The 11,873-nt window shown below is 63.5% G+C and carries 8 protein-coding genes; 2 read left to right on the top strand and 6 right to left on the bottom strand.

Annotation, left to right across the window (positions count from 1 at the left end; genetic code table 11):
* Positions 1-23: 23 nt before the first annotated feature.
* From K2U94_RS03320 to K2U94_RS03295, 6 genes are all read right to left on the bottom strand, one after another.
* Complete coding sequence (locus tag K2U94_RS03320; RefSeq protein WP_243065846.1) at positions 24-1,814, bottom strand: nickel-dependent hydrogenase large subunit; 1,791 nt, start codon at positions 1,812-1,814, stop codon at positions 24-26.
* 83 nt (positions 1,815-1,897) lie between these two features.
* Positions 1,898-2,989 (bottom strand): hydrogenase small subunit, encoded by a 1,092-nt coding sequence (locus K2U94_RS03315; protein ID WP_243065845.1) that lies wholly within the window; start codon positions 2,987-2,989, stop codon positions 1,898-1,900.
* A 219-nt stretch (positions 2,990-3,208) separates the two neighbouring features.
* Positions 3,209-4,651: a nickel-dependent hydrogenase large subunit gene (locus K2U94_RS03310; RefSeq protein ID WP_243065844.1), complete on the bottom strand. Its 1,443-nt coding sequence runs from the start codon at positions 4,649-4,651 to the stop codon at positions 3,209-3,211.
* On the bottom strand, positions 4,648-5,643 hold the full coding sequence (locus K2U94_RS03305; protein WP_243065843.1) for an NADH-quinone oxidoreductase subunit B family protein: 996 nt from the start codon (positions 5,641-5,643) through the stop codon (positions 4,648-4,650). The genes K2U94_RS03310 and K2U94_RS03305 overlap by 4 nt, the downstream gene beginning before the upstream one ends.
* Positions 5,644-5,859: 216 nt before the next feature.
* Positions 5,860-6,822 carry a sodium:calcium antiporter gene (locus tag K2U94_RS03300; protein WP_243065842.1) on the bottom strand — a complete coding sequence of 321 codons (963 nt, stop codon included), beginning with the start codon at positions 6,820-6,822 and terminating at the stop codon, positions 5,860-5,862.
* 538 nt (positions 6,823-7,360) lie between these two features.
* On the bottom strand, positions 7,361-7,606 hold the full coding sequence (locus K2U94_RS03295) for a hypothetical protein (protein ID WP_243065841.1): 246 nt from the start codon (positions 7,604-7,606) through the stop codon (positions 7,361-7,363).
* Here K2U94_RS03295 and K2U94_RS03290 point away from each other — a divergent pair.
* Both K2U94_RS03290 and K2U94_RS03285 read left to right on the top strand, forming a co-directional pair.
* Positions 7,601-9,403: a sigma-54-dependent Fis family transcriptional regulator gene (locus K2U94_RS03290; RefSeq protein ID WP_243065840.1), complete on the top strand. Its 1,803-nt coding sequence runs from the start codon at positions 7,601-7,603 to the stop codon at positions 9,401-9,403. The genes K2U94_RS03295 and K2U94_RS03290 overlap by 6 nt on opposite strands.
* A 320-nt stretch (positions 9,404-9,723) precedes the next feature.
* Positions 9,724-11,871, top strand: coding sequence for a hydantoinase/oxoprolinase family protein (locus K2U94_RS03285; protein ID WP_336606149.1), 2,148 nt, complete (start codon positions 9,724-9,726; stop codon positions 11,869-11,871).
* The last annotated feature ends 2 nt before the right edge of the window (positions 11,872-11,873 follow it).

Genomic DNA, 11,873 nt, shown 5'->3' with positions numbered 1-11,873 from the left:
CGCCGGCCGGAGCTTCGGGCGTCTCAGCGCACCGTCACTTTCGCCATTTCCTGGCCGTCCTCGCTCATCACATGGGTCGAGCAGGCGAGGCAGGGATCGAAGGAATGAAGCGTGCGCAGGATTTCGACCGGCTGGTTCGGATCGGCCATCGGCGTGTTCATCAGCGAGGCCTCGAAGGCGCCGATATTGCCCTGCGGATCGCGTGGGCTGCCGTTCCAGGTGGTGGGCACCACCGCCTGGTAATTCTCGATCTTGGTGTCCTTGATCTTGATCCAATGGGCGAGCGCGCCGCGCGGCGCCTCGGTGAAACCGACGCCCTTGACCTCGGAGGGCCAGGTCGAGGGCTCCCACTTGTCCACATTGGCGGTGGACTGGTCGCCGGCCTTGATATTGGCGATCAGCTTGTCCTGGAAATGCCGCATCTTATAGGCCGCCCACTGGCATTCGAGCGCGCGCGCGGCGGTGCGGCCGAGCGTCGAGAACAGGGCCGTGGTCGGCAGGCCGAGGTCCTTCAGGAGCTTGTCCACCGGCTCCTTGAATTCGGCCTTGCCCTGGGCGTAGCCGACGATCCAGCGGGCGAGCGGGCCGACCTCCATCGCATGGCCCTTCCAGCGCGGCGACTTGATCCAGGAATATTTGCCGCCCTCGTCGAGGCTCTCGATATTGGTCTTGGTTCCCTTGGTGTTGGGGCCGAGCTGGTAGTTCGGCACGGTGACGCCGTCCCAGGGATGCAGACCCTTGGTCTCGTCGGGATATTCGTACCAGGAATGGGTCACGAATTCCTGGATTTCCTCGGGGTCGCGGTGGTTGACGGGATGAATCTCGTTGAGATTGCCGTTGATGATCGCGCCCTGCGGCAGCAGGAGGTTCTTGGCCGAATAGTCATTGGCGTTTTCCGGCACGTCGCCGTAGGCGAGCACCGACGTGCTCGACAGGCCGCCGCCATAGAGCCAGCCCTTGTAGAAGGAGCCGATCGCCTGCACGTCGGGGATATAGACCTGATTGGTGAATTCGATCGAGCGGTCGATGATCTCGGTGACGTAATTCAACCGCTCCATATTGATCGCGCCGACGCCGCCGACGCCATCGACATTGATCGGGCACGGCACGCCGCCGACCAGCCAGTTCGGATGGGGGTTCTTGCCGCCGAAAATGGTGTGGATCTTCACGATCTCCTTCTGGAAATCGAGCGCCTCCAGATAATGCGCCACCGCCATCAGATTGGCCTCGGGCGGCAGGAGATAGGCCTTGCTGCCCCAATAGCCGTTCTTGAACGGGCCGAGCTGGCCGGATTCGACGAAACGCTTCAGCCGGCCTTGCAGGTCCTTGAAATAGCCCGGCGAGGACAAAGGCCAGGGCGAGATCGACTGCGCCAGAGCCGAGGTCGCCTTGGGGTCGGCCGAAAGCGCCGACACCACATCGACCCAGTCGAGCGCATGCAGGTGGTAAAAATGCACGATATGGTCATGCACCTGCAGGGTGAGCTGCATCAGATTGCGGATCGAATTGGCGTTTTCCGGAATCTTGATCTGGAGCGCGTCCTCGACGGCGCGCACCGAGGTCAGCGCATGGGTGCCGGTGCAGACGCCGCAGATCCGCTCGGTGAAGGCCCAGGCGTCGCGCGGATCGCGGCCGCGCAGGATGACCTCGATGCCGCGCCACATCGTGCCGGTCGAGACGGCGTTGCGGATGACATTGTCGGAATCGACATTCACCTCCACGCGCATATGGCCTTCAATGCGGGTGACCGGATCGACGACGATGCGCTTGCCGGAATTGTCGAGAGTGAAACCGTTCGGTGTCTGGACGCCCATGGGTGATTTCCTCGGATCTGGTTGTTAAGGCCGGCGGAGACGGGGAGGCGATCTCCGCCGGCCTTCGCATTGACGATAAGCGCTCAGGCCTTGGGCGGCGCCTTGTCGTCGTGCTTGGCTGTCACCCGGCCGACGGCGGTGACGGCGGCATGGGCCGCGACGCCCACGCCCACGGCTCCGGCGACCGCGAAGCCAATCTTGTCGGCGTTGGCTTCGATCCCGAACTGGTTGATGTTGGACAGCCGCTTGTAGAACGGCCCCTTGTCCCAGAAATCGTCTTCCGAACAGCCGATGCAGCCATGGCCGGACTGAATGGGGAAGGACAGGCCGTTGTTCCAGCGCACGGTCGAGCAGGCGTTATAGGTGGTCGGCCCCTTGCAGCCCATCTTGTAGAGGCAGCGGCCCTGGCGGGCGTTTTCGTCGTCCCAATGCTCGACGAACTGGCCGGCGTCGAAATGCGGGCGGCGGTAGCATTTGTCATGAATGCGCTGGGAATAGAACATCTGAGGCCGGCCCTGACGGTCGAGTTCGGGCAGGCGGCCGAAGGTGGTGATGTAAGTGATGACCCCGGTCATGACCTCGGCGATCGGCGGACAGCCCGGCACTTTGATGATCGGCTTGCCGGTGATGACCTTGTCGATCGGCGTCGCCTGGGTCGGATTGGGCTTGGCGGCCTGGACGCAGCCCCACGAGGCGCAGGCGCCCCAGGCGATGATGGCGCTCGCGTCCTCGGCCATTTCCTTGAGCTTTTCCACGAAGGGCCGGCCGCCGTCGATGCAGAACATGCCGCCTTCGTTGAGCGGGGGATTGCCCTCGACGGCGAGAATATACTGGCCCTTGTGCTTCTCCCGGGTCTCTTTCAGGATCGCGTCGGCCTGGAAGCCCGCCGCCGCCATGATCGTGTCGTCATAGTCGAGAGAGATCATCGACAGGATGACGTCCTTGACCAGTGGATGCGCCGAGCGGATGAAGCTCTCCGAGCAGCAGGTGCATTCGAGCCCATGCATCCAGATGACGGGAACGCGCGGCCTGGTCTCCAGCGCCTGGGCGACCTTCGCCGCGCCTGTCGCGCCGAGCCCCATGCTGGCGGCGGTGAGCGAGCAGAACTTGGTGAAACTCCGGCGCGTGACCCCCTGCCGGCGGATCACATCGTAAAATGTCTCGGCGACAGCCATGAAGCGCCCCCCTGTCCCTTCGGTTCTTCGCCTCGCCTGATGCGACGGGCGGTTGAGGACCATTGGGCAAGAAGGGCGCCAAGCGGAAAGCGGGGGAAAGATTCTATTTTTTATTATAATTTTCAAATAGTTCAGAGGAAGCATCGCCACATCGGCGCTTCGTTCCGCGCCCGAAAAGCGAAAAGAAGCTTTTCACCCCTGAACAATGTCCTTCCAATTTCAATGCGCCGTGCAGACCATGCAGGGATCGAAGGAGCGGACCACATGCTGGATCGCTGGGGCCTTGGCGCCGGCGTCTCCGACCTCGACTCCGACCAAGGCCTGCTCCAGCGGCCCGGGAACGCCCTGTGCGTCGCGCGGAGAAAAATTCCAGGTGGTCGGCGCGACGATCTGATAGCGCTGGATAAGGCCCCTGTCGACGCTCAGCCAATGGCCCAGCGCCCCGCGCGCCGCCTCGACCATGCCGACGCCCGCGCCCGCGGCCGGCGCCGGACCATGCGCGCAAAAACTCTCCCGCAGGCGCAACGCGCGCGCCCACGCCTCCGCCGCGAGCGTCAGCCGCGCGATCTCGATCACCCGCGCCACAACCCGCGCGAAGACATTGGTTCCGCGCCCTCGCGCGATCAGGGCCCGGATGAGCGGATCGCCGGCGACCGCCTGCCGCGCCACCGCGCCGGTCTCCGCCGGCTCACTGGCAAGGCGCGGCGCCTTGGCCCAGGAATAGGCGTTTTGGCGCTCGGCGTCGGGCAGGGTGACAGCTCTCGCCGGATCGGCCGCACTGTCGCGCAAATAGGAAAAGGCGACGTCCTCGCCGATTGCGCCGAACGGCAGAGGCCCGGCCGCGCCCGCGCGCGGATCGAACAGACCCGCCGGAAACAGCGCGCCTTGCGCGCCGTGATAGGCGCCGAAAGAAATCAGCGGCAAAGCGATGGCGCCAAGTTCGGCCAGACCCAAATCCCTGGCCAGTCGCAGGAAGGCCGCGAAATCGCCCCGCCCTTCCGCGAAATCGGCCATTTGTTCGGGCGTCGCGATCGCAACGACCTGTTCGAGCGGCGCGCCGAACAGGACCTTTTCGAGAAAGGCGCGGAAATCGCCCAAGATAGCGATCAGCCGCATCTTTTCGCCGAGTTCGAGCGAGCGGGTCACGCCGCCGGGCTGGATCGCCAGGGAATGCGGCCATTTGCCGGCGATCAGCCCCATGATGTGCAGAAGCCGCGCGCGCGCCGGCAGAACTTCCGCCGCCGCCGCGCCGGAAAGCGCCTTGAACCGCGCCTCGACGCCGGCAAACCACGCCGCGTCCGCATAAAAGGCGCGACAAAAGTCCGGCATGAAGAACAGATAGAAATGGGTCAGGTGGTCGGCGATATTTTCCGCCGCATGGGCGATATTGGCGGCCATTTCGCCATTGGGCGGCGGCTGGACGCCGCTCACCGCCCGCAAGGCCGCCGCCGCCGCCATGCTCTGCGACAGGGAGCAGATGCCACAGATGCGCGGCGCGATGGCCAAGGCGTCGGCGGCCGGGCGGCCGACCAGAATCTGTTCGAAGCCACGGTAAAGCGTCGTCGCCACGCGCGCCTCGGCGACCCGCCCGTCGGCGATGTCGAGGGTGAGTTCGAGATCGCCCTCGACCCGATTGAACGGCCCGACCACCAGACGCGTCATTTGCCGCGTCTCGGATTTTCGACGATGCGGTCGGCTTCGGCGTTCTTGCGCACGCGTTCGGGGGTGGCGGATTTGGACAGAGCCGCCAGGGTCATGAACCAGGCCTTGGGCATGTCGAGCGGCAAGCCGACCGGAATGCCGGCGATCTTGGGCGTGACGTGGAAATTGCGCCCATTCTCGAAATTGGGGGCGGTGCAGGAGATGCAGGCGAAGCCGCCATGGGTGCATGAGCCGCCGCCATTCCAGGCGCGCTGGTTGCAATCGCCGATCGCCTGGGTCGCCTTGCAGCCGAGATGCTCCATCAGGCAGCCGCGCTCGGAAAGGACGCGGGCGCTGGCCTTGAATTCATAGAATTCGTTGCGCGAACAACCGTGATGAGCGAGATGCGCGGCGAAAAAGGTCGGACGCCCGAGGGCGTCAAGGTCGGCGGCGGTCAGATCGTGCGTCGCCAGCGCCTGGAGCGTTTCCATGATCCAGCCGGGATGGGGCGCGCAGCCGGCGACATTGATCACCGGCAGCCCTTTGCCCGAGCGATAATCGCGGCCCAGGGCCCCGCCCGCCTCGGCGCCGTCATAGTGCAGGCCGCAGGCGTCGGTCGGATCGGGGTCGCCGGCCGGAACGCCGCCAAAGGCCGCGCAGGACCCGATAGCCACGCAATATTGCGCCCGCTTCGCCAGGCTGCAGGCGATATCGAGCAGGCTCCGTTTCGTGCCCGACAAGCGGTTGAACATGCCCGTGCCCTGCGGCCCGCGCAGAATCGAGCCTTCGACGCAGAGAATATCGAGCAGGGTCTCGCCGCTCTCGATCCGGGCGAGTATGTCCAGAACCTCCTCGCCGCTCTCCTCGCTCACGCTCGGATGCCAGAGGAGATTGAGGCCAAAGGTCTTCAGCTCGGCGAACCATCCCGAAGCCCCTTGCTCCAGCACGGACATGGTGCAGCCGCCGCAGGAGCCGGCTTGAAGCCACAGGAGATTGGTTGGAACGGCGACCATCGCGCCACCTTCATCGGTTTATGTCCGAATTTCAATAGGCTCCTGGAGCCTATTGCCGGAATCGGCGCGCCAGCGATCCCGCGAGATGTCGTTTGGCGCCCATGATCGGACGTTCCGGGTCTTTGGCGGCGCGCCATGGCATATGCCGCAACATGAAGACGGCGATTGCGACCGCCAGCGCGCAGTTGCTCCAACTGTCGCCCTTTCCGGTCGCGGCTATCGTCGATCGGCCTTGAGAGCTGACGCGGCCCAGGCGACCTGGCGCGTGTAAATGAAAAAACAGACTGCCGCGGTCGCTGCCAAGGCGACGGTCGCCGCGACGATGATCGGCGCCTCGAACCGCCACGGCGTGAACATCATCCCGAAGGCTGCGGGGATCGTCGCCTGGATCATCATGGCTCCGCTGATGTTCGCCAAGGCCAATCCGACTTTGCCCTGACGGACCCAGACGATCGAATTGACCGTTTCCGGCATTTCGGTCGCGATCGGACTGAGCAGCAAGGCGGTGACCTGCGGCGCGAGACCCATGAGCGACCCGATAAGCTCCAGCTCCCGCACGAAAGCGCGCGATGCGACCAGAATGACCGCCAGGGACAGGCCGAGCTGCAACCAGATCCAGAATTGCCTGGGATCAGGGTCGTCGGGACGAATGGCGAGAGCGTCGAGATCCGCCGCCTCGTGCTGTCCGCAATTGGCGCTTAATTCACGACGAACGTAAATCGCATAAGCCGCGATGAAGAGAATGCCGAACAGGAATTTTCCGTCGAGCCGAACAATGCCCAGAATCGTTCCCGTCGCGAACAAGGACAGGAACCAGATCTGGTCGCGCAACAGCCATTGAAACGAGCCGCCTTCGATCGGGTTGCGGAAAATGCGGGGCGCGCCGCTGAACGCCAGAACGGCGATCACGCCATAGCCGATCGTGCTCAGCGCCAGCGGTCCGCCCACGGCCGCGCCGACGCCTATGTCTTTCTGCGCCGACCCCGATCCGAAGGCGACGGCGCTCAGCGTAACGACGCTTTCCGGCAGGGCTGTTCCAAATGCGGCGAGCAAAGTCCCCGTCGCCGTCTGCGAAAGCTTGAGCCTGCGCCCCAGCCATTCGACGCCGTTGGTGAAATATTCGCAGGCGAAATAGATCGCCGCCGTGGCGAGAGCCATTTCGAAAAGCACCATGCCCATGAGCCACGCCCCGTCGTCGGATGAGCCTCGGGAGCGGCAGGCGAGAGGCGCCGCCCGAGATCGAGAACCACTCCGGCCGGGCAAGCGCCGCGCCAGGCGGCCTATTTGTGCAATTGATTGTTTTTATGTGATTATTTTTTGCATCCCGACGGCTTTTCGCGTCCGCAAAGGACGGACGCGGCGTCCAGATTCCGGTTGCCGGCGATCGACGCCGCCGCGCCTCGCCGCGATCGGATCGCCGTCCGGAATTCGAACGTTCGCGACGTCCGGATTCCGGACGATACGAAATAGGACCTATTGAGGATCAAGGCTTTTCGATGCTGGCGCGTTTATTGCGTTCCGTAAGTCCGATCCGATTCGACATCAATGTCGTCGGGCTCCGGCGCGGCTTGTCGACAATTCCGGAAATGAGACAGAGGCGACGCGTTTTCCGCCTCGCAAGAGAAAGGGACTGGTCGCGCTGGCCAACGGCGATCCGCCGAGCAAACTTGGCCCGCTCGCTTTGCGGACCTCGAAAGCCGCGTTAAACTGCGAAAAATCAAAAAACAAAAGAAGAAGAATATGGGAGGAAGGCGAGATGAGTCGCGACCTGACCGGCCGCCGATTGGAATCGGGCGGCGAGCGATCGATTATGGTCGCTTGGGAAAAATTTCTTTCCGGCGACGATCTGCCGGATAACGCTGTTCGGCGAATGGTCGAGGATTCCTGGCGCCGTTGTCTCGATACAGGCGTCAGTCCCGATCGATGTTCCGCGCCCGTAGTGGTCGACGATGAAGGGATGCATTCGCTCCAGCGGCGCCATCACGACCTGATCGAGGCGGCAAAGCCGGTCATGGCCCATGCGCGGGATTTCCTCTCCGAATCCGGCACCATGATGATCCTGACCGATCCGAACGGCGTCATTCTCTGGGTCGAAGGCGATCCCAGCGCAAAATTCGAAGGTCATGAGGTTAAGCTGGTTCCCGGCGCGCTCTGGGATGAAACCGCCAGCGGCACAAACGCGATCGGCACGGCGCTCGCCTCGGGACAGCCAATCCAGATCTGCGCCGCCGAGCATTTTTGCGAAGGGGTCAAGCACTGGACGTGTTCGGCCAGCGTCATCCGCGATCCCTTCGACGGCTCCATCCTTGGCGCGCTCGACATTTCCGGCTTGAGCGGGAGTCACAACACGCATTGCCTGGCCCTTGCCGTCGCCGGCGCCAGCCGCATCGAGACCCGGCTGTCGACGGTCGAAATGGAGCGGCGCGCGCGCCTGCTCGACATCACCTTCATGCAGTCGACGCGCTGGAGCGAAAGCGGACTGGTCGTTTTCGACCGTCGCGGACGCCTGGTGCGCGCGAACGAAAACGCCGGTCTCTATTTCAACAGCGTCGGCCTCGACCTCAATGTCTGCAACGACCTCGGCGCGAAGCTCGCCGTGGAGCGGCTGGAGCGCGCTCACAGCAATCTGCCGCACTGGTTGAAGGCCGACTGGATCGAACCGGTTCTCGAACGTGACGAGCGACTGGGTACGATTCTCGCGATTCCGCCGTCGCGTCGCTGGGCGTCGCATGCTGTGGCCAAGTTCGGCGAATATGCCGCGCCCTCCGTCAAGGATCCGTTCGATCGGATCATCGGTTCGAGCGAAAGCATCGCCAGGGCCAAAGACCGGGGACGGCGGCTGGCCAAGCTTCATCTTCCCGTCCTGCTGCTTGGGCCGACAGGCGTCGGCAAGGAGGTGTTCGCCCATGCGCTGCACGACGCCGGAAGCTGCGCCAAGGGACCTTTCGTCCCGCTCAATTGCGGCAGCATGACCCGCGATCTGCTGGCGAGCGAATTGTTTGGCTATGCGGAGGGCGCTTTCACCGGCGCGCGCCGCGGCGGCATGGCGGGAAAATTCGAGGCGGCCAACGGCGGAACCTTGTTCCTCGACGAAATAGGTGAAATGCCGCTGGAGCTTCAAGCGCATTTTCTCCGCGTGCTCGAGGACGGCGAGGTCTATCGCGTCGGCGAAAACAAGCCCCGCAAAGTGCAAGTGCGCGTCATTGCCGCGACCAACCGCAACCTGCGCGACGAGGTCGCGCATGGCCGCTTCCGCATGGACCTGTTCTATCGGCTCGCGGTCGCAACCTTGCGCCTGCCGCCGCTCGTCGACCATCGTGAAGACATACCGGCGCTGGCGATGCATTTTGTCGATCTGACCGCGAGGACGCACAAGGTTCCGAAAAGGTCGATCGACGCCAATGTCGTCGAGGCGCTGCTCGCTTATTCGTGGCCGGGCAATATCCGCGAGCTGCGCAATGTCATCGAGGGCATGACCTTGCTCGCCGAAGGCGATCGCCTGACGGCCGACGACCTCCCGCCCGAACTCACGGGCGCGTCCGAGTCCTCGCTGACCGCCGCGCCGGTCATGTTCGGGGAAGGCGCAACGCCGCTCCGTCTGGCGGATCGCGAAAGACAGGCCATCATCGCGGCAATCGAGGCCGAGCATGGCAATCTGACTCGCGTCGCGTCGCGTCTGGGCATCGCCAAGAGCACGCTCTACGAGAAAGTGAAGCGTTACGGCATCAGCCGCATCGCTGCGGAGCGATTCAAATTCTGAACCGGCGCTGTGCATTCCGCCAGCGCCAGAATCCATCGAGCCGAATTAACCCAAGTGCAGCGCGTGCGGACCTGGTCCACACGCGCTTTTTTGTTTTGGGCGTCGGCTGCGATCACGTTCCGACTGCGTCCGGAATGCAGACGCGAAAACGTTTGCTGCGAACGCGAGATGGACTCGCGATCTCGAAAATAATTACGTTAAATCAATTTATTAGACGAAAAAAAATTCTGGCACATCCGTTGCGGACTACTCCGTGAAGCGCGCCGGTTCGATTGTGGTTGAGCCTCCGGACGTTTCGAAAAATCACAGCGGAGGACCCCGTGGAGACTCAGACCAATTCCGTCCAGGTTATGGGCATCGACGCCGGCGGCACGATGACCGACACCTTTTTCGTGCGCGCCGACGGACGTTTCGTCGTCGGTAAGGCGCAGAGCAATCCGGCCGATGAATCGCTCGCGATCTACAATTCGTCGGTCGATGCGCTGGCCCATTGGAGCCGCGGGGTCGACGACGTCTATCCCGAACTCGTCACCTGCGTCTATTCCGGCACGGCGATGCTCAACCGCATTCTCATGCGCAAGGGCCTCAAGGTCGGCCTGATCTGCAACAAGGGTTTTGAGCAGATCCATTCCATGGGCCGCGCCTTGCAGAGTTATCTCGGCTACGCGCTGGAGGATCGCATCCACCTCAACACCCATCGTTACGACGACCCGCTTGTGCCGGTTTCGCGCACCCGCGGCGTCACCGAGCGCACCGACGTGCAGGGCAAGATCGTCATTCCGCTGCGCGAGGAGGAAGTGCGTCAGGCGACCCGCGAACTGATCGATGAAGGCGCTCAGGCGATCGTGATCTGCCTGCTGCAATCGCACAAGAACGAGACGTCCGAACAGAAGGCCCGCGACATCGCGAAAGCGGAGCTGGCGCGTCTCGGCGTTGAAATCCCGGTCTTCGCTTCCGTCGATTATTACCCGTCGCGGAAGGAAAGCCATCGCATGAACACGACGATCCTCGAAGCCTATGGCGCCGAGCCGTCGCGTCAGACCCTGAAGCTGGTCAACGACCGCTTCAAGAAGCACGGCGCTAAATTCGACCTGCGCGTGATGGCCACCCATGGCGGCACCATCAGCTGGAAGGCGAAGGAATTGGCGCGCACCATCGTCTCCGGCCCGATCGGCGGCGTCATCGGCTCGAAGCTGCTCGGCGAGGCGCTCGGCGATGAGAACATCGCCTGTTCCGACATTGGCGGCACGAGCTTCGACGTGGCTTTGATCACCAAGGGCAATTTCGCGATCAAGTCCGATCCCGACATGGCCCGCCTCGTGCTGTCGCTGCCGCTGGTGGCGATGGATTCGGTCGGCGCCGGCGCCGGCAGCTTCGTCCGCCTCGACCCCTACAGCAAGTCGATCAAGCTCGGTCCGGACAGCGCCGGTTATCGCGTCGGCACCTGCTGGCCGGACAGCGGCCTCGACACGGTTTCGGTTTCCGACTGCCATGTCGTGCTCGGCTATCTCAATCCCGAGAACTTCCTCGGCGGCGCGATCAAGCTCGACGTCGAACGCGCGCGCCAGCACATCAAGGCCCAGATCGCCGATCCGCTCGGCCTCTCGGTCGAAGACGCCGCCTCCGGCGTGATCGAACTGCTTGACCTGACTTTGTCGGAATATCTGCGCGCCAATATTTCCGCCAAAGGCTACAACCCGGCCGAATTCACCTGCTTCTCCTATGGCGGCGCCGGCCCGGTCCACACCTATGGCTATACCGAGGGCGTCGGCTTCAAGGATGTCGTCGTTCCTGCCTGGGCGGCGGGCTTCTCGGCCTTTGGCTGCGCCTGCGCGGATTTCGAATATCGCTACGACAAATCGGTCGATCTCGGCGTCGCGCAATTCGCGAGCGACGACCAAAAAGCCGCCGCCTGCAAGACCCTGCAGGAGGCCTGGGCCGAACTCGCCGTCAAGGTCATCGACGAATTCGTGATCAACGGCTTCAAGCCCGAGGACGTGCTGCTGATCCCCGGCTTCAAGATGCAGTACATGGGCCAGCTCAACGATCTCGAAATCGTTTCGCCCGTGACCTCCGCCCAGACCGCCGCCGACTGGGACCAGATCGTCGACGCCTTCGAAAACACTTACGGCCGCGTCTATGCGAGTTCGGCGCGCTCGCCGGAACTCGGCTTCTCGATCACTGGCGCGATCCTGCGCGGCACGGTGGCGACCCAGAAGCCGGTGCTGCCCGAAGACCCGGATTGCGGTCCCACGCCGCCGCCCGAAGCGAAGCTCGGAACCCGTCCGTTCTATCGCCACAAGAAATGGGTCGACGCCGTCCTGTGGAAGATGGAGGCGCTCAAGGCCGGCAACCACATCGTCGGGCCCGCCATCATCGAATCCGACGCGACCACTTTCGTGGTGCCAGACGGCTTCGAGACCACGATCGACAAGCACCGCCTGTTCCATCTCAAGGAAGTGAAATAAGG

It is taken from the genome of Candidatus Rhodoblastus alkanivorans, from assembly GCF_022760755.1.
GTDB classification, from domain to species: domain Bacteria; phylum Pseudomonadota; class Alphaproteobacteria; order Rhizobiales; family Beijerinckiaceae; genus Rhodoblastus; species Rhodoblastus alkanivorans.
The sequence above is the reverse complement of the archived record's forward strand: the minus strand, read 5'-3'. Positions and strand labels throughout refer to the sequence as shown.